At 76.5% G+C, this 23,491-nt stretch carries 15 protein-coding genes; 4 read left to right on the plus strand and 11 right to left on the minus strand.

The annotated features are described in order from the left end of the window. The 7 genes from ABZ885_RS17835 to ABZ885_RS17865 all read right to left on the minus strand — a co-directional run. Positions 1-62 (minus strand): DUF3097 family protein (locus ABZ885_RS17835; protein WP_360188917.1); only part of this gene is annotated, 62 nt, incomplete at its 3' end. Next, entirely contained in the window at positions 41-1,177 is a 1,137-nt protein-coding gene (locus tag ABZ885_RS17840) for a hypothetical protein (protein WP_360188876.1), read from the minus strand. The genes ABZ885_RS17840 and ABZ885_RS17835, both read right to left, overlap by 22 nt. Continuing rightward, on the minus strand, positions 1,174-4,947 hold the full coding sequence (locus ABZ885_RS17845; protein WP_360188879.1) for a DUF5682 family protein: 3,774 nt from the start codon (positions 4,945-4,947) through the stop codon (positions 1,174-1,176). The genes ABZ885_RS17840 and ABZ885_RS17845 overlap by 4 nt, the downstream gene beginning before the upstream one ends. Before the next feature lie 4 nt (positions 4,948-4,951). After that, the gene (locus ABZ885_RS17850) at positions 4,952-6,214 is read right to left on the minus strand and encodes an AAA family ATPase (protein WP_360188881.1); all 1,263 of its coding nucleotides are present in this window, start codon (positions 6,212-6,214) and stop codon (positions 4,952-4,954) included. Beyond that, positions 6,211-11,445, minus strand: a complete 5,235-nt coding sequence (locus tag ABZ885_RS17855) for a hypothetical protein (RefSeq protein ID WP_360188884.1) — start codon at positions 11,443-11,445, stop codon at positions 6,211-6,213. Before ABZ885_RS17855 ends, ABZ885_RS17850 begins: the two co-directional genes overlap by 4 nt. Next, positions 11,442-12,311, minus strand: coding sequence for a DUF4132 domain-containing protein (locus tag ABZ885_RS17860; RefSeq protein ID WP_360188887.1), 870 nt, complete (start codon positions 12,309-12,311; stop codon positions 11,442-11,444). The genes ABZ885_RS17855 and ABZ885_RS17860 overlap by 4 nt, the downstream gene beginning before the upstream one ends. Positions 12,312-12,500: 189 nt before the next feature. Next, positions 12,501-13,238, minus strand: coding sequence for a DUF4386 domain-containing protein (locus tag ABZ885_RS17865; protein ID WP_360188890.1), 738 nt, complete (start codon positions 13,236-13,238; stop codon positions 12,501-12,503). Positions 13,239-13,378: 140 nt separating this feature from the next. Here ABZ885_RS17865 and ABZ885_RS17870 point away from each other — a divergent pair, with 140 nt between their 5' ends. After that, on the plus strand, positions 13,379-14,122 hold the full coding sequence (locus ABZ885_RS17870; RefSeq protein WP_360188893.1) for a TetR/AcrR family transcriptional regulator: 744 nt from the start codon (positions 13,379-13,381) through the stop codon (positions 14,120-14,122). 47 nt (positions 14,123-14,169) lie between these two features. Here ABZ885_RS17870 and ABZ885_RS17875 read toward each other — a convergent pair whose 3' ends face one another. The 3 genes from ABZ885_RS17875 to ABZ885_RS17885 form a co-directional block, all read right to left on the minus strand. Beyond that, positions 14,170-15,333 carry a PQQ-dependent sugar dehydrogenase gene (locus tag ABZ885_RS17875; RefSeq protein ID WP_360188896.1) on the minus strand — a complete coding sequence of 388 codons (1,164 nt, stop codon included), beginning with the start codon at positions 15,331-15,333 and terminating at the stop codon, positions 14,170-14,172. A 148-nt stretch (positions 15,334-15,481) separates the two neighbouring features. Further along, positions 15,482-16,282: an ABC transporter ATP-binding protein gene (locus ABZ885_RS17880; protein ID WP_360188899.1), complete on the minus strand. Its 801-nt coding sequence runs from the start codon at positions 16,280-16,282 to the stop codon at positions 15,482-15,484. 155 nt (positions 16,283-16,437) lie between these two features. Then, on the minus strand, positions 16,438-17,472 hold the full coding sequence (locus tag ABZ885_RS17885) for an iron-siderophore ABC transporter substrate-binding protein (RefSeq protein WP_360188902.1): 1,035 nt from the start codon (positions 17,470-17,472) through the stop codon (positions 16,438-16,440). A 177-nt stretch (positions 17,473-17,649) separates the two neighbouring features. Between ABZ885_RS17885 and fhuB the strand changes: the two genes are divergently transcribed. From fhuB to ABZ885_RS17900, 3 genes are all read left to right on the plus strand, one after another. Next, on the plus strand, positions 17,650-19,812 hold the full coding sequence (gene fhuB / locus ABZ885_RS17890; RefSeq protein WP_360188905.1) for a Fe(3+)-hydroxamate ABC transporter permease FhuB: 2,163 nt from the start codon (positions 17,650-17,652) through the stop codon (positions 19,810-19,812). Positions 19,813-19,831: 19 nt separating this feature from the next. After that, entirely contained in the window at positions 19,832-21,013 is a 1,182-nt protein-coding gene (gene fes / locus ABZ885_RS17895; protein ID WP_360188908.1) for an enterochelin esterase, read from the plus strand. 156 nt (positions 21,014-21,169) lie between these two features. Beyond that, entirely contained in the window at positions 21,170-21,523 is a 354-nt protein-coding gene (locus tag ABZ885_RS17900; protein ID WP_360188911.1) for a hypothetical protein, read from the plus strand. A gap of 31 nt (positions 21,524-21,554) precedes the next feature. Here ABZ885_RS17900 and ABZ885_RS17905 read toward each other — a convergent pair whose 3' ends face one another. After that, complete coding sequence (locus tag ABZ885_RS17905; protein WP_360188914.1) at positions 21,555-23,318, minus strand: ABC transporter ATP-binding protein; 1,764 nt, start codon at positions 23,316-23,318, stop codon at positions 21,555-21,557. Positions 23,319-23,491: the final 173 nt, after the last annotated feature.

Below are 23,491 nucleotides of genomic sequence, written 5' to 3' on the forward strand. Positions count from 1 at the left end.
GGGACGACGGGCCAGGCGGGGATGCCGACGCTGGCGGGCTTCACGGCCTGCCAGACGTCGATGTAGGGGTGCCCGACCACCAGGACGGCGTCGCCCGGACCGCCTTCACCGCGGCCCCCGCGCCGAGCCGCCCGCTCGCCGACCTGGTCGCCCCCTGCACGGCCAGCCCGGCCCTGGTGAACTCGCGGTGGCTGAGCAGCGTGTCCCCCAGCCGGACCGCCCGGTTCCCGGCGCCGACCGCCTGCGGGGCCGCCGCCGTCGCATCGGGGTGCGGCAGGACCTCGGAGACGGTGCTCAACCGCCCGGTCGCGTCCACCGCCCAGCTGAGGACGCCCGCGTGGGTGGCCGTCAGCACCGGCTCGGCGAACAGCCCGTACAGCCGCAGCCCGCCCGCCTCCGCGTACGCCTGGCGGGCGGTGCCGCGCAGGTCGGCGAGGGCCGTGGCGGCGGAAGGCGTGGCGGCGGCGGGAACCGTGGCGGCGGTGGTGAGGGCCGTGGTGAGGGCCGTGGTGAGGGCCGTGGTGAGTTCGAGCAGCTCGCGCTGGGCCGTGACCAGGTCGGCCAGCCGGTGGTCCGGCTCGCCGGCGCGGGCCGCGCGGACCCGCGTCACCAAGGTCACCGCCGCCGCGGCCGGCCGGTACAGGCCCGCCAGCCGGGCGCGGTGTCCGGCCCGGAGCAGCTCCGCCTGCAGGACGGCCCCCGCACCGCCGACCCCCGCCGCGAGGACGGCGGCGGCCGCCCGGTGCAGGTGCCGCGCGGCGGCGGCCTCGGCCGGGACGAGCGGCGCCGCCGGCGCCGCCGTCTCCGGGACCGGGGCCGGGGCCGACTCGGGCGAGGACGCGGGCGCGCTGTCGGGCCCGGGCTCGTCGTCGGCGAGGCGGCAGACCGTGACCGCCGCCGCCCGGTGCACGCAGGCGGGTGCCAGCAGACAGCCGCAGCGGACGTCGGCCTGATCGGCGATCACCCCGCCGGGCGCGTGCAGGAGCAGCGCGGCCTCCTCGTCGACGGCGATCCGCCAGTCGTCGCCGGACCGCTCCACCGGCCGCGCGGCCAGTTTGGCGGCCGCGCCGTCGAGCCGCTTCTGCAGGCGGGCCGACAGGCCGGCCACCACCTCGGCGACCACCTCCGGCCGTACCGCCGGCCACTCGGCGCTCGCGTTCACCGTCGGACTCGTCACGTGACCTTCTCCCCCACCCAGCGGGCCAGTTCGAGCGGGCTCAGCGCCGCTACGGGCATCCCGGCCGCGACCAGTTGGCTCGCGACCGCCTTCGAATACCGGGCCGTCCCGGTGTCGTCCAGCGCGGCGCAGCCGATCAGCTGGCAGCCCGCGTCGACCAGTGCCCGGGTCTGCGTGAGCAGCCCGCCGACCGGGCCGCCCTCCTCGAAGTCGCTGATCACGGCGACCAGCGTCCGCGAGGGCACGGTCACCAGCTCACGCGCGTACTTCAGCCCGGCGGCGATGTGCGTCCCGCCGCCCACCCGGACCTCCAGCAGCAGGCCCAGCGGGTCCTCCACGCGCTCGGTCAGGTCGAGGACCTCGGTGGAGAAGGCGACGAAGTGGGTGCTCAGGGACGGCACCCCGGCCAGGATCGAGGCGGTCAGCGCCGCCCAGACGGTGGACGACTCCATCGACCCGGAGACGTCCACGACCAGGATCAGCCGCCAGTCCGCCGCCTTGCGGGCCCTGGTGCGGAACACCGGCCGCTCGGGGACGATCACCGTGCCGCCGCTGCCGTCCGCCGCCGGGCGGGCGGTGGCGAGGTTCGCCCGGATCGTCCGGTCGAGGTCCAGCCCGCCCCCGGGGCGGCGGCTGGGCCTCGGCACGCTGATCCCGGTCAGTGCCGGACGCAGCCTGGTCGCCAGCTCGCGGGTCAGCTCGTCCACCAACCGCCGTACCAGCGGCCGCAACCCGGCGATCCGCGCCTCGGGCAGTCCGCCGGCGTGCTCCAGCACGGACCGCAGCAGCTCGACCGACGGCCGGACGGCGCCGGGGTCGATCGCCTCCCACGCGTCCGTCCGCCCCTGCGCGGCGGCCGCGGCCAGCACCTCCTCCCGGATGCCCGGCCCGAAGAGTGCGGCCAGTTCCTCGCCCCACTCGCGCACCCCCGGATAGGGCGCCTCCCGGCTGCCCCGCCCGTCCACGCCCGGCCCGGCCCCCTCGCCACGGCCGGTGCCGTACAGCTCGTCCAGTGCGGCCGCCACCCGGCCGGCCCGGCCCCGGAAGCCGTCCGGGCCCGGGCGGCCCAGCAGCAGCCGCCACCGCTCGGCGGGGGCGAGAAGGCGGGCGTCCGGGGTGGTGGCGGGGGTGGCGGGGAGCGCGGTTGCGGCCGGCGTGCGGGCGGCCGCCAGGCCAGCGGGGGCGGGCGCCAGGGCAGTCGCGGTGCCCGCGGCGGAGACCGCCGGGAGCAGGTTGCGGTGGGCCAGGGCGGCCCGGGCCGTCAGGTCCGCGCGGGTCCAGGCGGCGAGGAGGGCGGGCGCGACCGTGTCCGGGAGGGCGTCCAGACGGGTGCCCAGGCGTTCCTCGACCAGGGTCAGGAGCCGGTCGCGGGCCGCCGGGCTGAGCGTGTCGAAGCCGCCGCGCAGTGCGGGCAGCCGGTCCAGGAACGCCGTGTCGGGCAGGGTGGTGACCCGTTCCAGAAGCGGTTCCAGCACCTCGGGTGCGGAGGCGAGGAGGCCCTCGGCGGCGGTGAGCAGGCCGGCCAGCGAGCGCCCGAGCGTGTGCCTGCCGTCCGGTCCGGTGGCGCCGTCGACCCAGGAGGCCGCCCGGCCGCCGAACGCCGCCGGGTCGTCCTGCCCGAGCAGCACCCGCACCGCACCCGCCGCGCCCCGGACCAGCGGGCTCCCCCCGTCGGCGAGTTCGGCCAGCGCATGGCCGAGCCGCAGCCCGCCCGAGCGGTCGGCCCGGCGGGCCAGCTCCACCAGTGCCCGGGCGTCGGCCGGGTCGTCCGACCCGCCCAGCCCCTCCAACTGGCGTACCGCGGCGACGGTCAGCAGCTCCGCGGCGTCCGCGAGCACCCCGGACCGGGCGTCGGCGCCGGTCGGGGCGTCGTCGCTCGGGGCCTCGCCGGCCGTCGGGGCGCCGTCGCCGGTCGTCGGAGTGCCGTCGTCGGCCGGGGCGAGGCCGGGGATGTGGCCGGCCCGGAGGCGGTCCAGCAGGGCGAGGGCGTCGAGGAGTTCGGGAAGGGTGGCCGATCGGGGCAGGACGGTGGTGAGCTGGGCGAGGCGGGTGTCGGCGAGGGCGGGGAGGCCGCAGGCCGCGGCCTGGGTGAGGCCGGTGAGGATGTCGCGGGCGGTCGGGCCGTCGGCCTGCTGCTCGCGGCGCAGGCGTTCCCGGAGGGCGCCTTCGGCGGCCTGGGCCGGGGTGACGCCGCGGGTGCCGGCGACGGTGAGCATGGCGGCGGTGGCCGGCGTCCACTGGACGCGCCAGCGGGTGCCGAGCGTTTCGGTGCCGCCGGCGCCGGTGGCGGCGACCGGTTCCGCGTACGGGACGTCGCAGGCGGTGAGGCGGTGGAGGAGCAGGTCGCGACGGCGGTCGAGCGGTGAGCGCAGCGGGTCCAGCCGCAGGTCGCGCGGGGTCCCCGCGGTGTCGCCGGGGCCGGGGAGGCCGAGTTCGGCGAGGTGCGCCTCGACCGCGGGGGCGAGGCCGCTGCGCGGGGCGGCGTGGGCGGCGCGGCCGGTGCGGGTGCCGACCAGGACGCGTTCCAGGGCGCGGGCGACGGCCCGGCCGCGGCCGAGCGGTTCGCCCTGGGCGAGGACGGTCTGGACGGCCTCGACGAGTTCGCCGCGCCCGGGGGCGGCGAGGCCGCGCAGCCGGGCGAGGTCGCCGGCCAGCCGGACGATCTCGCGGGCGTCGGCGGGGCCGGAGGGGTGGTCCTGCGTGCGCAGGGCCTCGCAGATGCGGACGGCGGTGTGGGTGAGCGCGTCCGCGAGGCGCTGCGGGTCGCCGCCGGCCTCCAGGACGGTGTGCTGCCACTCGGGGTCGCGGATGCCGGCCGGGTAGCCGGAGCGGGCGTCGAGCAGGGGGTAGGTGTAGGGGATCAGCGAGACGACGTGGCCGCCGTCCGGCTCCGCCTCCGCAGCGGGCACCGCCTCCGCGGCCGGCGCGGCGTCCGCGCCGGGCGGCCCGGACGGCGGGTCGAGCAGGGCGGGTGCGTGGAAGGCGCCGACCACGGCGGCGACCCGCCGGCCCCCGGCCGAGGCGGCCCGGATCCGGTCCCGCATCCAGGCCTCGCGCCGCAGGTCGTAGGGGTCGACACCGGTGCCGTCGGCGGCGTCGCGGCGCATGGCCCAGCCGACCAGCAGCGCGGCGCGCCGGACGGCCTCGGGGGTGGAGCCCGGGGCGGTGGTCTCGACCAGGCGGTCCCAGAGGTCGTCGTCGGTGGCGCGCCCGGTGAGCCGGTGGCGCAGCGCGTCGGTGACGCCGGGGCGGTCGTCGGCCGCCGGTTCGCCGGCCGGGCGCCGGGAGGGCCCGCGGTGGGCGAGCGGCAGGTCGCAGGCGACCGCCTCGACGCCGTTGCGGTGGGCCCAGCGCAGCGCCGCCAGCTCCGGGGAGAAGTCTGCGAAGGGGTAGAAGGCGGGCCCGGAGGCGCCGTCGGTGTTCCCGTCGCGGCCCCCGGCGGGGGCGGCGGCGAGGGCGACGGGTGCCCGGGTGGATTCGTCGGCCAGCCAGCCCAGCCAGGGCTGGAACTCGGCGGGCAGTTCGACCAGCACCACCTCGGGCCGGGCGGCGTCGAGCAGCGCGGGCACGACCGCGCTGAGCGAGGGCGCGTGGTGCCGCACCCCGATCAGGAACGGCCCGGGCGCGCCGGCGCCCGCGGCGGCCAGCCGGTCCGCCTCCGCCTGCACCGCCCCGCGCGGGTCGGTGCCCACGTCCGCCGCCGCCCCGCCCGGGTCGGCGGGTCCGGCCGGCTGTGCTCCGCGGCGCATGGCCGCGCTGCTCGTCGTCATCGCCTCACGCCTCCAGTGCCGAGCGCAGGTCCCACAGGGTGCGCCAGGTGCCGGCGCCCTGTTCGGCGCGGCGGCGGACCGGGCCGTCCCAGTAGCCGAGCAGGCGGGCGGCGTCGGCCGGGTCGTCCTTGCGGACGACGCCGATCAGCTGGCCGGGGAGCCTGCCGAGCAGGTCGCCGCCGTCGGGCAGGTAGGCGGCCGAGACGCCGAGGGCGGTGGCCACCGAGACGGCCTCCGCGGTGCTCATCACGGTGGACGGGCGTTCGACGTCCCAGCCCTCGGTGGAGCGGCCGGTGCGCAGGTCGCGGAAGGCGGTGACGAGCGCCTCGAGCACGGCGTCGTCCACCGCGTACGGGGCGCCGGCCCGGGCGACGGCGGCGGTGGACTGACGGCGGACCAGCTCGACCTCGGCGGCCAGGCTGCCGATCGGGCCGACCGTCTCGAAGTTGAACCGCCGCTTGAGTGCGGCGGACATCTCGCTGACCCCCTTGTCCCGCAGGTTGGCGGTGGCGATGAGGGTGAAGCCGGCGGCGGCGTGCAGCTGTCCGTCCGGGCTGCCGGCCAGCTCGGGGACGGCGACGCGCCGTTCGGAGAGCAGCGAGACCAGGGCGTCCTGGACCTCGGGCAGGCAGCGGGTGACCTCCTCGACCCGGGCGACCGCGCCGGTGGTCATCGCGGTGAGCACCGGCGAGGGCACCAGGGCCTCCCGGCTGGGGCCCTTGGCCAGCAGCAGGGCGTAGTTCCACCCGTACTTGAGCTGGTCCTCGGTGGTGCCGGCGGTGCCCTGGACGGTGAGCGCGCTGGTGCCGCAGACGGCGGCGGCGAGCAGCTCGGACAGCATCGACTTGGCGGTGCCGGGCTCGCCGACGAGCAGCAGGCCGCGCTCGCCGGCGAGGGTGACGACGCACCGCTCGACGAGCGCCCGCTCGCCGACGAACTTCTGCTCGACGGCCAGGCTCCTGCGCCCGGCCTTGAGCTTCTCGCCGTCGCTGCCCATCACGAAGGTGACGACGGCGCGCGGGGTGAGCCGCCAGCCGGGCGGGCGGGGGCCGGAGTCGTGCGCGGCCAGGAACTCCAGTTCGGCGGCGTACTTCTCCTCCGGCGGGACGGTCTGCCGCACGGCGGGGGCCTGGGCGCCGGGGTCGGTGGCGGCGGGGTTGTCGACGGCCTGGTCGGTGGCGGCGGGGTTGTCGACGGCCTGGTCGGTGGCGGCGGGGTTGTCGACGGCCTGGTCGGTGGCGGCGGGGTTGTTGACGGTGGTGCTCATCGGCGGGCCTTCCTGCGCTTGCCGGTCTGAAGCTCTTCGTAGCCGGGGGTGTCCCCGTCGCCGATCCGCTGCCAGGCCCGGGCGAACAGCTCCGGGACGGACAGGTGCGGCAGGACGGCCCGGTGGGTGGGCAGTTCGTACAGGCCGGCCTTCCAGGTCTCGGCGGGCAGGCCGGGGGCCTTGGCCTCCTGCCAGCCGCCGGGCAGGAAGAGACTGCGGCCGGCGCGGGCCCGCTTGGCCTCCAGCACCAGGGCGGTGGCGGCGAGTTCGGCGCGGGCGCGCTTCAGCCGGGCGGGCTTCCAGCCCGTCCAGCGGGCGACGTTGCGGTCGGTCGGGTCGGGCAGGGCGAGCAGCTGGAGGTAGAGCGCGGCGGCGTCCTCGCCGAGGCCGTGCGCAGCGGCCACCTCTGCGACCAGGCCGGGCACGCTGCGCTGCGGGTTCTGCGCCCAGGCGGCCGGGGCCGGTACAGCGTCCGCGGTGTGCGCGGGCGGTGCCACCAGCCGGTCCAGCCCGCCGCTCAGGACCGCCTCCAGGGCGGGCCGCTGGCTGCCGAACCAATAGCTGTCGGAGAGCCCGTCGAGCAGCTCCAGCAGCGGGTCGTCGGCGCCGGTGAGCCCGGCCGGGCGCAGCCAGGCCTCCTCCTCGCCCCCGTGGCCGGGGGCGAGGACCAGGGCCTCGCCGCAGCGGACCAGGCCGTCGGCGTCGGCGCCGCCCTCGGCGGGCAGGCCGTAGCGGGTGCGCAGGACGGGTGTGAGCTTCTGGTCCTTGACGGTGCGGTTGAGGTTGTAGTCGAGCAGCAGCCCGGGGTCGCCGAGGCGGGTGCGCAGGGCGGTGGCGGCCTGCGGCAGGAGCGGGCGCAGCGGGCTGTCGGCGGGCAGGTGGTAGGCGAGCCAGCGGAGCGCGTCGACGGCTCCGCCGAGGTCGTTGTTGCCGGGCAGGGCGGCGGGGTCCTCGGCGTGCAGGCGGAGCGGGCCGCCGTGCTGGTCGGCGCGCAGCCGGTAGCCGGTGGTGCGGCTGAGCCAGGCCGTGCGGGCGGGGTTGAGGACCGCCTCGATCTGGCTGACGGCGACGCCGGTGACGGTGGCCTGGGCCTCCTCCGGCAGGGTGACGAGGGTGCCGAACCGCTCGGTCCAGCGGGCTGCCCCGGCCTCGGTGTCGGGCCCGGTGGTCCAGAGGTCCTCCGGCTCGGCGGGCAGCAAAGCGGACCAGACCTCGGCGAGGGCGGTGTGCTCCCGGTCGCGCAGCCAGTCGCGGGCGGCCTTGGCCTCGGTGGACTTGAGGCCGTACTCCTTGAGGCGGTCGGCGGGGAGCACGGCTCCCCACCACTGGAAGAGGGTGTTGGCGGGGCTGAGCAGCAGGGTGGCCCGGGTGGTGCCGATGCCGGTGCGGGCGGCGAAGGCGGCGGCGTGGGCGGCGTCCCGGGCGGGGGCGCCGTGCAGGGCGAGCTGCTGCCCGAAGCGGGCCGCCCAGTCCGCGCCGATCCGGTCCTCGGTGGTGCGTTCCGCGGCCGTGCCGAAGTGCGCCACGGGGCCGAACGCGCCGCTCGGGTCGTGGTCGACGGCGAGCCAGTGCACCCGGTCGTCGCGGTGGTGGCGACAGCCGAGGACGATCACCGTCCGGTCGCCGTGCCGCAGTACCTGGCCGGTGCGCTTGGGGTGCTTGTGCTTGTGGGTCGCGTCGTTGAGCGGCTCGGTGAGGGTGACCTCGCGCAGGGTGGCGCCGCGGTCGGCGAGCGGGCCCTTCGTCAGCTCGTCCAGCAGCAGCACCAGGCCGGCCCGTTCGGCGCTGCCGGTGAGCGGGGCCGCCGCGGCGTAGGCGAGGGTGCCGAGCCGGCCGAGCAGGTGGAGCCAGCCGTGGTGGTCGTCGCCACTGCCGCTGAGCTCGACCTTGAGCGGGGTGGCCCAGCCGTCGGCGTCCGCGGGCACGGCCGGCGGGTCGGCGAGGACGGCGGTGACGGTACGCAGGTTGTTGAGGACCCGCCAGTGCTCGCCGCTCTCCCAGGTCCGGCCGAAGCCGTCGGCCCCGGGGAGCAGGACGCCGGCGGCCGCGCGCAGTTCGTGGTCGCGGCCGTGCGCGGGCCGGTAGCCGTCGGCCGGGGTTGCGCCGTTCTTCGACCGGCCGGCCTCGGGCTGCGGGACGAACCGGGCGACCCGGTCGAGCAGGTCGGTGGCGGCCCGGGCGAGCCCGGCGACGCCGGCCCGCAGCAGCGGGTGGCCGAGGCCGGGCATGGCCTCGCCGACCGCCGCGACCGGCACCCGGCTGCGGGACTTCTTGCCGTTGGCCAGCAGGCGGCGGCGCCCCTGGACGGTGAGCCAGCGCTGCTCGCCGACGGCGGCCGGCTCGGTGTCGACCGGCCAGGCGGCGTCGATCAGCCGGGCGGCCTGCTCGTCGGTGACGGCGCGCAGGGTGCGCGAGCCCTCCTCGTCGCGCGGTCGCAGGGCGTGCCAGTGGGCGAGCGGCGGGACGTAGGCGGTGCCGGCCGCGTCCAGGCCGCCGGGGCGGCAGACGCGCAGGCCGGCGGTGGTGTCGGCGCCCCGCTCGGGGTCGGTGCGGTCGGCTCCGGCTGCGGGAGCCGCTGCGGCTGCGGTGTCGACCGGCAGGGCGAGGGTGAGGCCGCCGCCGCGTTCCTCCACGACCAGCGGGTGGGCGCCGCCGGGCAGGGTGAGCCGGCCGACCGGGAAGCACCGGGCGTGGCCGCCGCTGCCGGGCAGCACGAGGGTGGTGCCGTCGGCGGTGCCGGTGGTGACCCGGCCGCCGTCCACCCGGACCCAGCTGCCGAGCACGACGCCGTCGGTGCCGAGCGGGGTGTCCTCCAGCCCCGGCTGCATCGGCAGCAGCCGGGTCCGCCGCACGTCGAGCCGGCCGGCGGCCGCGCCGGCGGAGAGCCGGGGCGGCTCGGCGGAGCGGCCGAGCGTGCCGGTGGCCGGGTCCAGCTCGACCAGGTGGTCGCCGTCCTGGCCCCAGCGGACCGTCCAGTGGCCGGTGCCGTCGCCGATCACCGCGTGCTCGGCGGGCGCCCGGGTGTCGCCGGCGTGCAGCGGGCGCTCGCCGGTGGTCCGCCCGCCGCCGGGCAGCGGCAGGGAGGGGGCACCGGGCTCGTCGCTGCCGCCGTAGTAGCGGACGATGGTCTCGCCGCCGAGCTCGAACGTCTCGGCGGGGCGGCCGGACCAGTAGGCGTGCTGCTTGCCCTCCCGGTACCAGGCGACCAGCAGCTCGCCGTCGACGTAGCGCAGCCGGGGCCGCTGCCAGCTCTCCAGCTTGTCGGGGATGCGCAGGGTGTGTTCGAGCACGATGCCCTGCGGGCCGACCACAAGGACCTGCGACCCGCGGGCGAGGACGAGGTGCGGCCAGGCCTCCTCGGTGAACAGGTTGTCCGGGAGGGTGCGGCCGGCCGGACCGCCGGGTGCCTCCCCGGGCTCGACGCCGAGCCGGGCGAGCGCCTCCTCCAGGGCGGGCCAGCCGAGTTCGTCGAAGATGCCGTTGCGCAGGGTGCGGGCGAGCAGCCCGGTGACGTCGAGGCCGGCGATCCGCTCGGCGGCGGCCGGGTTCTCGGCGACGATGGCGGGGCGGCTGGTCCGCAGCACGCGCAGCAGGTCGGTGGCGCTCGCCAGGCCGCGGGCGGCGAGGAGTTCGTCGGCGCGCTCGTCGGACCACTCGACGAACAGTTCGCGCAGCACCGGCAGGGCGGGCACCTGCTTGGCCACGGCGGCGTCCCAGACGCCCGGGACGGCGGCGCGCAGCGCGGGCCGGAACCGGGGGTCGGCGGCGAGCGCGGCGAGCGGGCGGCTGTCCGGGAGTGCGTCGCGCACCCAGTCGGTCAGGCCGAGGGTGAGGCCGTCGGCCGGGTCGGCGACCGGGACGCCCTCGGCGAGCAGCAGGTCGAGCACCTCGATCCGGGTGGTGCTGTTGCGGCGGCCGGTGAAGACGTCCACCGGGACGCCGTCGGCGCGGAGCCGGCCGGCCATCCGCGTGACGAGGGCGACGGTCTCGGTGCTGATGCCGTGGCTGCGCCAGCCCCGGCCGAGGTGGCCGAGCCAGCGCTCCAGCCAGGCGGCGGGCGTCTCGGCGGCGGGCGTCTTGACGGCGGGCGCGTCGCCGGCGGGCGTCTCGGCGGCCTGCGCGTCGGCGGCGGCCGGGCCGGTGAGCAGCTGCTCGGCGCCGCTCTCGGCGAGGACGGCGAGCCAGGAGGCGTCCTGGGCGTTCTGGTCGCTCACGCCGGCCGGGTCGGGCAGGATCTCCAGCAGCCGGGCGCGGACGGCCGCGTCGCTGCGGCCGAGGTCGACGACGGCGCCGTGCCAGGACTTCCAGAACGCGCCGGGCGCCCGGTTGACGGCCGGTGAGGCGAGCAGCTCGGCGAGCAGCGCCCGCTCGTGCTCGGTGCGGTCCAGGCCGGCGGCCCGGATCAGCGCGCGGGCGTCCTCGGCCACCCCGGCATAGGGGGCCATCCCGGCCGCCGAACGCTCGGTGCAGAGCTGGCGGAAGCGCTGCCAGGCGGTGAGCGGGTCGAGCCGGCCGCTCAGCTCCTTGACGTACTGGCGGAGCGACTTGACGGTGAGGGCGCCGGCCAGCGCGAACTCCAGGAAGACGGCGCGCAGCCGCTCCTCGTCCACGGTGAGGTTGTGGGTGCGCTCGGCCTCGCGCGCCTTGCCGAAGTAGGTGGCGGCGTAGGTCTGGTTGCCCTGTTCGAGGAAGATCCGGCCGACCTCCTCGCAGTAGGTCGGCAGGAAGTGCGGCACGGCGCGGCCGAGGCGCACGGCGAGCTCCTCGAAGCCGTCCTTGGCGTGCCCGGGCTTGGACTTGGCCTGCCGGGCGAGCCGCTCCATCTCCTTGACCAGGGCGAGCGCGTGGTGCCCGTTGGCCGGGTCGTGGACCAGCGCCCAGGCCGGGAAGCCCAGCGCCTCCTGGCGGACCTGGCCGACCTCGGCCGGCTCCGCGTCGGGCGTCAGGCCGAGGAACTCGACGGCGAGGTCCTCGGCGGGGCCGAGCGCGCCGGGCACCAGCCGGACGATGCGGCGCCCGTCCAGCACGGGGTGGGCGTAGCTGCGGGCGGTGAGCACGTCGGCGGGGCTGTCGGGCTGTCCGGCGGCGGGCAGCGTGCCGGCCGGGAGGACCGCTCCGGCGTCGAGCAGACGCTCGTTCAGACCGGTGCCGGCGGTGGCGCCGGTGGCCGTGGTGCCGGCGGCCTTGACGCCGGTGGTGATGCTGTCGGTGGTGATGGTGTGGGTGCTCATGCGGCTTCCTCCCCGTCGATCGTGCGGCCGGCGTGGAGTGCGGCGGCCATCCGCATGCCCTCGGACCAGGCGACCGGCCCGACCTGCGCGAGCGGCAGCACCTTGCCGTCCGGGCCGGTCCAGCTGAGCGCGCCGGTCTCGCAGGCGTCGTACTCGTAGTAGTCGCCCACCCAGACCCGGGCCTCCAGCGCGGCCCCGCCCTCGACGGCGGGCAGCACGGCGTGCCCGCCGCGCACCCGGTAGCCGAGCCGGCTGCAGCGGCCGAGCAGCTCGCGCAGCTCCTTGTAGCGGCCGCCGGCGTACGTGGTGACCTCGGTGCCGACCGGGGTGGCGGCTTCGGCGTCGTCCGGGCGGTACCAGACCTCCCGGTACAGCTGCTGGACCTGCTGCGTGACGCCGAGTTCGACGGCGAACTCGCGCAGGTCGTCGAGGTCGTCCAGGAGGACGGGGTGGGGTATCCGGATCTCGCCGTCGGTGAGGCGCACGGTGTCCCCGTCGAGGTCGACCAGGCCGAGCCCGCGCTCGGCGTCGGCACCGCGCAGGAACCCGGCGACCGAACCGTCCGCCCCGGTCACCACCAGATCACGCAGCACCTCCTGCCAGGCCTCGTCGGCCCAGACGGCGGTGATCACGGCGGCGGGCACCGGCAGCGAGCGGACCATCCAGCGCTCGACGTCCTCCAGGCACCGCCGCCGGTGCGCGGCCAGCCACTCGGTGAGCTGCCGCAGCCCGGTCACCACCGGATCGTCGTTCAACTTCGACGGCACGGTCTTCAACGCGCGGCCCGCCGCGTTGCGGCACGCCACCTTGCCCTCCGCGTCGAGCGCGACCTGGTAGCCGCCCGTTCCCGCATCCACCCACGCCACGCCGCTCTCCTCCCAGCTGGTCAGTGATGGGAGGAACGTAACGGGACACACTGACAACGCGACCGCCGGGGACCGGAACGGCCCCTGACGGTCGCTCGCCGGCCCCCGCGGCGGCGGTGGTGCGCCGTCGAACGGGTCTGCGGACGGCCCACCCGGCGTCGCGGCGGCCAAGGCTTCGTCGGACACGGTTCAGGCCGGGAGCGCCTCCACGGGCAGGGCCGCGGCCGCCGGTGCCGGCGGCCGGAACCCCCGGAGGATCATCCGGAAGGCCACCGCCAGCTCCCAGGCGAACACCGGGACCGCCGCCAGCGACCCCCAGCCCGACAGCTGCCCGTAGCAGCCGAACAGCACGGCGACGGCCGAGGCGAAGATCAGCGGGCCGCCGACCAGGCCGAGGACGGCGATGGACCGGGGCACCAGCCGCGACCGGTACAGCAGGTGGGCCACCAGCACGGTGTTGGCACCCAGGACGAAGTCGGGCCCGAGCAGGAAGGTCCAGTCGTGGACCGCGACGAGGGCCCGTCCGACCGTGCGGAGGGTCGCCGCGTCCGTTCCGGCCGCCCCTTCACCGGCTGCCCCCGCGCCGGCCGCACCGCTCCGGTGCAGCGTCACGACCGCGAGGAGGCTGACGACACCCACGCTGATGACGGCCGCCTCCAGGGTGCGCAGGCCGAGGTAGCCGATCGCGGCGCCCTCGCCGTACCGCCGGACGACGGGGTACAGGGCGATCGCCGTGCCGACGACGGCCAGCGCGAGGACCACCTCGAAGAGCGCCCCGAGGAGCACCCGGCCGTCCGGGCCGGGGCCGAGGACGAAGTCGGGGTCGCTCAGCACCGGGCGGTAGAGCACCAGCCCGCCGATCGAGGCGACATGAGTGACCAGGAAACAGACGCCCGCCGCGGTCGCGAGCCTTCTCGAGGGGACCACAGGAACTCCTTCGCCTTCAGCGGCACGGGCGTCGCCCGCCGACCCCGGCCCGCGTCACGCCCCCGAGGTGTACGGCGTACACCTTCGCCGGTGACGCTAGGGTGTACCGCGTACACCTGTCAAGGAGAGGCGGCCGGGAGATGACCCAGCAGACGGACGGCACCACGCGCCGGACCGCGCTCAACCGGGAGCGCGTCCTGCGCGCCGCCGTCGCGCACGCCGACCGGTCGGGCATCGAGGCGCTGAGCATGCGCAGCCTCGCCCAGGAGCTGGGCGTCGTGCCGATGGCGCTCTACAAGCACGTCGCGAACAAGGACGAACTCCTCGCCGGGATGGTCGACATCGTCATCGCGGAGATGGACGAGACCGACGTGGTCGGCGGGACTGCGGAAGATGGGGGGACCGCCCCCGCGGTGGAGCAGGCGGACTGGAAGGGCGCGGTCCGCCGGCGCATCCTCGCGGCCCGGCGGGCGCTGCTGCGCCACCTCTGGGCCGCGCGCGTCATCGAGTCCCGCACCGCCCCCACCCCCGGGGCCCTCGGCTACCTCGACGCGCTCATCGGCACGTTCCGCTCCGGCGGCCTCTCCGCGGACCTCACCCACCACGCGATGCACGCCCTGGGCAGCAGGCTGTGGGGCTTCACGCAGGAGCTGCTGCCCGCCGCACCGGACACCGACGCACAGGTGCAGGCGGCGGCGCTCGCCGACCTGGCCCTCCGGTACCCCCACATCGCCGAGATCGCCGCCGGCGGGGCCCATGACGAGGACACCGTGGTGGGCCGGGGCTGCGACGACCAGTTCGAGTTCGAGTTCGCGCTCGACCTGCTGCTGGACGGTGTCGAGCGGCTGCACCGGCAGGGCTGGTCGTCCGCCGGCCGCACCTGACGCCGGACCGGCCGGCGTCCGGCGCCCTACGTCCGGCGTCCGGCGTCCTACGAGGAAATGGCCAGGCGCAGGATGCGGTCGTCGTCCGGCCCGGGGTCGCCGCGGCCGTCGGTGTTGTTGGTGACCAGCAGCAGGGTGCCGTCGCGGTCGGCGACGACGGTGCGCAGGCGGCCGTAGGTGCGGTCGAGGAACGCCTGCGGGTCCGCGGCGGGACGGTTGCCGGCGAGCGGGACGCGCCAGAGCCGGGTGCCGCGCAGCGAGGCCACCCAGACGGCGCCGTCGGCGTAGGCGATGCCGCTCGGGGAGGCCTCGGAGGGCGGCCACTCGACGACCGGGTCGGTGAACCCGGGGCGGTTGGCGACGCCCTCGGCCTCCGGCCAGCCGTAGTTGTCACCGGGCCGGATCAGGTTCAGCTCGTCCCAGTTGTTCTCGCCGAACTCGGAGGCCCAGAGGCCCCCTTGGGGATCCCAGGTGAGCCCCTGCACGTTACGGTGGCCGTACGAGTAGACGGGTGAGCCGGGGAACGGGTTGCCGGGCGCGGGGGTGCCGTCGGGGGTGAGGCGGAGGATCTTCCCGGCGAGCGAGCCCTTGTCCTGGGCGAGCGTGCCCTTGCTGCTGTCGCCGGTGCCCGCGTAGAGCAGGCCCTCCGGTCCGAACGCGATCCGGCCGCCGTTGTGCCGGGGTCCGCGCGGGATGCCGCTCAACAGGACGGTGACGTCGCCGAGTTGCCGGCCCGCAGGCCGCGTGGGGTCGTACGGGAAGCGGACGATGCGGTTGTCGTCGGCGGTGCTGAAGTAGGCGTAGACCAGGTGGTCGGTGGCGTATCCGGGCGACAGCGCGAGGCCGAGCAGGCCGCCTTCGCCGCCGGCGACCACGCCGGGGACGGTGCCGGCTTCGGTCTTGGCGCCGTCCTTCGCCGCGACGCGGAGGATCCGCCCGCTGTCCCGCTCGGAGACCAGGAGGTCGCCCTCGGGCAGCACCACCAGCCCCCAGGGCGCCTCCAGCCCGGAGGCGACCGTCCCCTGCACCACCACCGACGGGGGTTCGGCGGGCGAGGCGGGGGACGCGAGGGTAGGGGTGGCGGGGAGCGGCGAGGGTGCGAAGGTCCGGACGGCCGAGGGGGTCCCGGCCCCGGAGGGGGCGGCGGCGGAGCAGCCCGCGGCGGACCCGAGCAGCAGGGCGGACAGCAGGACTGCGGAACGGCGGAGCACCGGTGGGCCTCCCGGAGCGCGACGGGTGCGGATGCGGCGCCACCCAGCAGACCACATCCGCCCACCGCGCGGACCGCAACCCGCCGCCGCGGCCCCGGACGGAGCCACCGGCCGGGGCGGCCGGTGCGGCAGGGCGGCCGGTGCGCGTTCAGCCCGCCGCCGGGACCGCCCGGGTCCCGGCCCGGGGGACGATCACCGGCGCGCCGTCGCCGGGGGCGGCGAGCACGTCGCTGTCGATGTCGTACAGCGCCCGGACCAACGACGCGTCCACCACCTCGCGCGGCGGCCCACAGGCGACCACCGCGCCGTCGCGCAGCGCGACCACGAGGTCCGCGTACCGGGCCGCCGCGGCGAGGTCGTGCAGCACCATGACGACGGTGCGCCCGCCCGCCGCCACCTCGCGGACCAGCTCCAGCACCTCGACCGCGTGACCCAGGTCGAGCGCACTGGTCGGCTCGTCCAGCAGGACGACCGGCGCGTCCTGCGCCAACACCATGGCGAGCCAGCAGCGTTGGCGCTGGCCGCCGGAGAGCCGGTCGAGCCGGCGGTCGGCGAAGGCGTCGACGCCGGTCGCCCGCAGCGCCTCGGCGGTGAGCCGCTCGTCGTCCGCCGACCACTGGCGGAACAGGCCCTGGTGCGGGTGGCGCCCGTAGCGGACCAACCCGGCGACGGTGACCGCCTCGGGTGCCTGCGGGCTCTGCGGGAGCAGCGCGACCCGGTGCGCGGCCTGCCGCGGACGCAGCCGCCAGATGTCCTCGCCGCCGACCAACACCCGCCCGGCGTCCGGGCGGTGGAGCCGGGCGACCGAGCGCAGCAGGGTGGACTTGCCGCAGCCGTTCGGGCCGACGATCGCCACCACCTGTCCGGCGGGCAGCGTGAGGTCGACGCCGGTCAGCACCGGGCGCCCGGGGCCGTAGCCGGCGGTGAGTCCTTCGACCGTCAACTCCATGAGCGTTTCCTCCGACGAGCAGGTGGCCGGTGACCGGCGAACAGATGACCGGCGAACAGATGACGGGTGACAGATAACAGGTAACAGATGACAACAGACAGATTTCATCAGTTGTCATCTGTCAGCCGCCACCCGTCACCCGCCCGCCGCTCCTGCTACTTCGCGCCGAGCGCCTTGCCGATGTCGCCGATGACCGCGTCGGCGGCGAGCGGGCCGCCGCGGGTCGACCAGACCGAGCCGTCCACGGTGACGGTGTGGTTGTTCTTCACCGCACCCAGCTCCTGGTAGGCGGGCTTGGACTGGACGTCCTTCAGTGCGGCCTTGCCGTCGTCGGTCAGGGTCGACAGGAACAGCCAGTCGCCGTCGATCTCGTTGATCTTCTCGAGGCTGAGCGCCGGGGTGTGCGCGTTGCCGTCCTTGTCCTGGGCCTTCGGGCGGGTCAGTCCCATGTCCAGGGCGACGCCGCTGGCGAACTGCTTCCTCTCCATCCAGCTCGGCCCGGTCGGGTTCCAGCGGACGATGGAGACGGCGGCGCCCTTGTTCGCGCCCAGCTCGCCGCCGGCCTTGGCGGCCTTGGCGTCGTAGTCGGTGATGACCTTGTTGGCCTGCTCCAGCTTGTTGACGGCGTTTCCGATGCCGCGGAAGGAGAGCTTCCAGTCGTCGGTCGGGGCCATCGTGACCAGCGTCGCCGGGGTGATCTCGCGCAGCTGCTTGAGCATCTGCTCGTCCTGCATGTCCCCGGCCAGGATCAGGTCCGGCTTGGCGGCGATCACCTTGTCCATGACGGGCTGGAGCAGGTTGCCGACCACCGGGATGCCCTGGACCTTGTCCTTGAGGTAGGCGGGCGGCTCGTTGAGGCCCTGGCCGTTGGTGATGCCGACCGGCTTGACGCCGAGGGCGAGCACCGCGTCCAGGTCCTCCTGGGTGAGGGTGACGATCCGCTTGGGCTCGGCGGGGATCTCGACGGCCTTGCCGGTGGCGTCCTTGACGGTCCGCTTGCCGCCGCTGCCGCCCGCCGCGTCGGCGGCCGGGCTGCCGGAGGCGGAGGCCGCCCCCTTGCCGGAGGAGCCCTTGTCGGAGGAACCGGAGGACCCGCAGCCGGCGAGCAGGAGCGCGGCCGCCCCGGTGGCGGCCAGCGCCTGGACCGCCCGGCGGCGGGCGAGGTGGAGCGGGCTCTGGTCGGTCGACATGTGTGCCTCCGGGCAACGGTGTTCAGCGGTGGTGCAGACGGGTGGTGCAGACGAGTGGTGCAAGCGGGACGGTGCACGCGAGCGGCGCGGGCAGCGCAGGCGCGGCCGGATCCTGGCGATCCGCCACAGGCCCGGCCGGCCATCGGACCGCACTGACCATTAGGTTAGCCTTACCTTATGACATTGTCGCAAGTGGGTGCCGCCGAGCAGGCCCGCACCGGACCCGACGCCGCAGCTCCGCCGCCCGGCCGGGCCCGCCGCACCAGCTGGCTCACCCTCGTCGGCATCGTCGCGGCCCTGCTCGCCCTGACGGCGCTCTCGCTCTCGGTCGGCGCCGGCGAGGTCGGCCCCGGCCGGGTCCTCGACTACCTGCTCGACCGCGGCGGCGCCCGCAGCGACAGCCGGCTCGCCCTGGTCGTCGGCGACCTGCGGCTCCCCCGCACGCTCACCGCGCTGCTGGTCGGCGCCGCCCTCGGCGTGGCGGGGGCCCAACTCCAGTCCGTCACCCGCAATCCGCTCGCCGAGACCGGCCTGCTCGGCGTCAACGCGGGCGCCTCGCTCGGCGTCGTGGCCGGCATCGCCCTGCTCGGCGCGCAGACCTCGTACGGCTACCTGGCCTCCGCCTTCGGCGGCGCCGTCCTGGCCAGCACCCTCGTCCTGCTGATCGCCGGCAGCCGGGGCGGCGGCTCGCCGATGCGGCTGGTGCTCGGCGGCTCGGCCGTCGGCGCCACCTTCGGCGGACTCACCGGCGTCCTGATCGTCAACTCGCCCGAGGCGTACGACCGGTACCGGGTCTGGGTGCTCGGTTCGCTGGCCGGCGTCGAGGGCTGGACGACGCTGCGCCAGCTCGCGCCCGTCCTCGGCGCCGGGTTCCTGGTGGCCGCGTTCACCACCCGCCCGCTCGCCGCGCTCGCCCTCGGCGACGACCTCGCCCGCGGCCTCGGCCACCGCCCCGGCGCCACTCGGGCCGCGGTCGCCACGGCCGTCACCCTGCTCACCGCGTCCGCCGTCGCGCTGGCCGGACCCGTCTCCTTCCTCGGCCTGCTCGCCGGCTTCCTCGCCCGCGCCGCGGCCGGCCCCCGGGTCGGGCGGCTCACCCTGCTCGCCGGGCTGGTCGGCGCGGCGGTCCTGACCGGCGCGGACGTCCTCGCGCGGGTGGTGGCCCGGCCGTTCGAGGCACCGGTCTCGGTGATCGTCGCCCTGGCCGGCGCCCCCACACTGATCGCCATCGTCCGCTCCCGGAAGACGGCCGCGCTCGGCCTGACCGACACCGCGCCCGCCGAGTCCCCGCCCGCCCGCACCGAGGGCAGGGCCGCCAAGCCCGACCTGGTGCTGCGGCGCGGCGCGCTCTCCGTCCTCCTCCCCCGCCGGTCCGCGCTGGCCGCCGCCGGCCTGGCCGCCGCCCTGCTCGCCGCGGTCGTGGTCTCCGCGCACGCCGGGCAGAGCGAACTCGACCTCGGCCACACCTTCCAGGCCGTCTTCGGCTACGGCGACCGCCTCGACGTGCTGTTGGTGCAGAAGTTCCGGCTCGGCCGGATCGTCGCCGGTCTGGGCGCCGGCGCCGCGCTCGGCCTCGCCGGATGCCTCACCCAGACCCTGGCCCGCAACCGCCTCGCCACCCCCGAGCTGCTCGGCGTCAACGACGGCGCGACCGCCGCCGTGCTGTTCTCCGTCACCGCCTCCGGCACCTTCGGCGCCTGGTGGGCCGGACCGCTCGGCGCGCTCGCGGCCGTCCTGGTGGTCACCCTGGTCGCCGGCGGGCTCGGCGCCCGCGGCTACCGGGTCCTGGTCGTCGGCCTCGCCATGTCGGCGCTCGCCTCCGCGGTGATCCAGGTGGCGATGGCCCGCCGCTCGCTCAACTCGGCGGGCTCGCTGTACGTCTGGACCTCCGGCAGCCTCAACGGGCGTGACTACGCGGTGGCCACGCCGGTGCTGACCGGGCTGGCGGTGCTGGTGCCCCTCGCCCTCGTCGTCGCCCGCCGCCTCGCCGTGCTGCGCTTCGACGACAACGTGGCCTCCTCGCTCGGCGTCGACCCGGCCCGGGTCCGGCTCGCCTGCCTGCTGCTGGCCGTAGCCCTCGCCGGGCTCGCCGTCGGCGTCTGCGGACCGGTCGGCTTCGTCGCACTGGCGGCACCCGTGATCGCCGGCCGGCTCGCCGGGCCCGCCCGGGTACCGGTGCTCGGCTCGGCCCTGGTCGGCGCGGTCCTGGTGGTCCTCGCCGACACGCTCGGCCGGGTGCTGATCGACGGCGTGGAGATCCCGGTCGGCATCGTCACCACCGTCCTCGGCGGCCCGTTCCTGCTCTGGGTGTTGCTCGGCCGCAAGGGCAACCCCGCCTAGAATCAGAGGAGTTACCGATATGCAGAGTGAACCCGGCCTTTCCGACGACGAGTTCTGGGCGCGCGTGGCCGCCGATGGCGCGCCGCTGGTCGAGCCCGACCCCGACGACCCGGCGTACCGGCTGGTCACCTTCGTCCACCGCGACGACGACCCGGCCGACCCCTGCGACGGCGTACTCGCCCTCGTCCACACCGTCACCGACAAGGACCGGCACGCCGGCGACCTCACCCCCCACCTGATGGAGCGCCGCCCGGGCGGCTGGTCGCGCACCTACCGGCTGCGCGCCGACCACCGGGCGTCGTACCAGCTGTACCCCGTCCGCGGGACCGTCCCCGGCACGGCGCGCACCGACTGGCTCCGGGTCCTGGACGGCGCCCGCCCGGACCCGTTCGCCCACGGCCCGCAGCTGCCCGCCCACGACGGCCGCCGCCCGTCCTCCGTCCTCGCCCTGCCCCAGGCACCCGCCCAGCCCTACGCGCAGCGGCGGGACGGCGTGCCGCGCGGGCGGACGGTGGCCGCCGAGGTGGACGGGCGCCGGGTGGACGTCCGCCTGCCGGCCGGGGCCGGTGCCGGGCCGCACCCGGTGGTCGTCCTGCTCGACGGCGAGATGTGGGGCGAGGCGCTCTCCGCCGGCGACACCCTCGACAACCTCGCGGCGGACGGCGTGATCCCGCCCGTCGTCGCCCTGCTCGTCCACACCATGGGACCGGGCCGTCCGGACGACCTGAGCTGCAACCCGGCCTTCGTGGACTTCCTCGCCGACCGGCTGCTCCCGTGGGCGGCCGACGGGCACGGCACGGTGCTCGCGCCGGACCGCACCGTGATCGCCGGCCAGAGCGCGGGCGGCCTGACCGCCGCCTTCGCGGCCTTCCGGCGGCCTGACCGGTTCGGCAACGCGCTGTCGCAGTCCGGCTCGTTCTGGTGGCCGGACGGGACGGAGTTCGACGAGGGCAGCGAGTGGCTGACCCGGCAGTTCGCGGCGGAGCAGCGCCGCGAGGCGCGGTTCTACGTCGAGGTCGGGCTGCAGGAGTGGATGCTGCTCCCGCAGAACCGGCACCTGCGGGACGTGCTGACCGCCCGCGGCTACGCCCTGGAGTACCGCGAGTTCAACGGCGGGCACGACTACGCCTGTTGGCGCGGCGGCCTGGCCGACGGGCTCGCCCACCTGCTGGGTTCCCCCGGGCCGGCGGAGGGGCGCTGAGCGGTGCGCCGGTCCGGTCCGGCCCGCTCCGAGTCCACCGGGCAGTTCGGGCCGGGGAGTCCTGACGGCGTGTTGGAGCCATGGTTCGTAGGCGATCGCCAACTAGTCTGCGTCGGTGAGGTGACGGCCGACGTCACAGCGACGAAAGGACTGGCCATGGTCGAGAACTACACGGATCTGCCGGCGCCGGAGTCCGTGCGCATCATCGACTTCGACGAGGCGAAGGTCGTGCCGGGGATCGTGCCGGCCACCTTCATCCTCGTCGTCAGCGGGACGATGCCCTACCTGAACATGACGGTCCGCCTGTCGCCGCGGGTCTACGTCGAGCGGCCGGACTACTGGGGCATCGAGGTGGTCGGCTCGCTGTCCGGGATCGGACTCCCCGCCACCGCCCCGTACACCGCCTCCCTGCCGCTGGACGGCATCCTCGGGACCAGGGGGATCGAGGTGATCGGGGCGAACCGCACCGAGCAGATCGCCGTGCCCGGCCAGGGGGCCGGCCGCCCCTAGGATCCATCCGGCGGATCCTGCCGGACGGGCCCTAACGGCCGAGCAGCGAAGGGCCGGCCTGGCTGGCCACCAGTTCGCGGTACGGGAGGCAGCGGGTCAGCAGCGTGGGATGGTCGGCGGCGTCGACCACGGTGCCGTGGTTCATCATGATCACGTGGTCGGCGCGCTGGACCGTGGTGAGCCGGTGGGCGACCACGACCACGGCCCGGTGCCGGGCCAGCAGTTCCACGATCTCGCGGAACCGCAGCTCGTTGAGGCCGTCCAGCTGGCTGGTCGGCTCGTCGAGCAGGACGATGTCGGCGTCGGTGAGCAGCGCCCGGGCCAGTGCCATCCGCTGGCGCTGGCCGCCGGAGAGGTCCGACTCGCGGCCCAGCACGGTGTCGAGGCCCTGCGGGAGCCGGGCGACGTCCTCGGTCAGGCCGACGGCGGCCAGCGCCCCGGCCAGTTCCGCGTCCCCGGCCTCGCCGGCCCGCCCGAGCTGGAGGTTCTCCCGGGCGGTGGCCTCCAGCAGGGTGAACGCCTGGTCCACGTAGGCCATCCGGGCGCGCAACGCGTCCAGCGGCCAGCTGCGGGCATCGTGGCCGAGGACGCTGACCGTCCCGGCGGAGGGCCGGACGAAGCGGCCGATGAGCGAGAGGGCGGTGCTCTTCCCCGCGCCCGAGGGGCCCACGACGGCCGTCAGCCCGGTGCGCGGGACGGTGAAGGAGACCGAGCGGAGGGCGGCGTCCGCCGATCCGGCGTGGGTGTAGGAGACGGTGCGGAAGACGACGGCCGGGGCGTCCGGCGACGGGGTGGGGGCAGTCCGGGCGGCGTCGTCCGGGTCGGCCTCCAGGGGCATCGCGAGCAGTTCGTTGCAGCGGTCCCGGGCGGCCAGCCCGGCCTGGAGCCGTCCGAAGCCGGTCGCCAGCGTGTTCACGGACGGGACGGTCTGCAGCAGGTAGAGCAGGAACGCGGCGAACGCGGCCACCCCGAGGTCGCCGGCGGCCAGGCGGGCGCCGCCGGTGAGGATCACCGCGATCATCGCGAACTGGTTGCCGAGGGTCAGCACGGCCGGGACGAGGGCACCGAGCCGGGCCCCGGTCAGCGAGACCGCGCGCAGTCGCTCGGCGTCCTCGGCCAGGACGCGGTCCGCCACCGGTTCGGCCCGGTACGCCTTGATGGTGGTGAGGGCTTCCAGGTTGGCCGTGAACCGCTGGGCGATCCGCCCGACCGCGTCCTGCTGCCCGGTGACGTTGGACCGCATCCGGCGCATGATCAGCAGCACCAGGACGGTCAGGACGGCGAGCGCGGCGACGGTGACGGCGGTGAGCACCCAGTCGATCCAGAGCATCACGGCGAGAGTGGCGGCGACGCTGAGCGCGGCCAGCGGGAGCTGGGTCGCCACCTCGACCACCTGGCGCAGCAGTTGCGCGTCGGAGGTGACCCGGGCGGCGAGGTCGCCGGTTCCGCTGGCCCGCACCACGGGCAGCGGCAGCCGCAGCGCGTGCGCCATGATGCCGATCCGCAGGCGGTAGGTCATCCGCTCGCCGATCCGGGCGAGCTGGAAGCCGGAGAGGGCCTGGGCGAGCGCCCCGCCGACGGCGGCCGCGCCCATCATCAGCAGGCCGGGGGTGAGCGAGCGGTGGGCGGAGAAGTCTCCGACGATCTTCTGGACCAGCAGCGGGAGGGCGAGTCCGGCGGCGGTGGCCACCACGGCGAGCAGCAGGCCGGCGGCCAGCCGGACGGGCTGGGCGGCGAGTTCGCGGCGCAGCCGGACCGGCGGCGCGGCGGCGGCGTTGGGGGGCTGGTCGGCCACGGGTTCCCTCTCTGCTGGGTGGGGCGGTTCGCTGCGGCCGGCGGGCGCCGGGCCGACGACGGACCGGGCCGCAGCGGTGTCCGCTGCGGCCCGGTGGCCGGCAGTTCGGAAGAGCACACGGCTGTACAGCAGTCACGATGGGAAGCATGGGGGGTGGGGGGGGGTGGGGGTGT

The organism is Kitasatospora sp. NPDC047058 (assembly GCF_040643935.1).
In the GTDB taxonomy this organism is placed as follows: domain Bacteria; phylum Actinomycetota; class Actinomycetes; order Streptomycetales; family Streptomycetaceae; genus Kitasatospora.